Raw genomic sequence first — 500 nt, 5'->3', positions numbered from 1 at the left:
TAGGAGCGATGGCCGAGCGGAACGTCCAGCTGGCCGGTGATTCGGGGGTATTCCTGCGCACCGACGAGGGGCGAGAGGCTGACCCGGACACGCTCGGCAAAGCACTGAGCAGCGAGCCGGTGACGGCCTGGACCGGTGTGATCACCCGCATGGTCGAGAACGTGGACCTGTGGCTGTCTGCTCTGGAGGGGTTCTGCAGAATGGTGGTGACGGGGAAGGCGATCGAGGCCGGCCTGGTCCAGCCGATCTATCCCTGGGGCAGCATGGCGGTGGTCACCGCAGACAGCTTCGCCTATCTGCTGCAGCGCCCGGCCGGCGCCGACGCCCAGGGAAAGGCCTTGATCGAGCTCGGCGTCTGCGCGTACGGGGCGGGTGGCCAGGCGCTCGCGGAGAACGTCACCGATCGGGTCACGGCCTGGTCGACGGACAGGCAGAGGCTGTCGGACCTGTGGGTGGAGATCCACCCGCTGGCGGCGACCGGGCTTCCTGACTGCCTCATC

Annotated in this window: 1 pseudogene; it reads left to right on the top strand. The window is 68.4% G+C overall.

Annotation, left to right across the window (positions count from 1 at the left end):
- Nucleotides 1-500 (top strand): annotated as a pseudogene (locus tag U9977_RS26085) (hypothetical protein); the annotation flags it as partial.

Source organism: Protofrankia sp. Cas8, from assembly GCF_963555845.1.
Lineage (GTDB): Bacteria > Actinomycetota > Actinomycetes > Frankiales > Frankiaceae > Protofrankia.
Note: the sequence above shows the minus strand (reverse complement) of the source record. Positions and strands in the feature narration are given on the sequence as shown.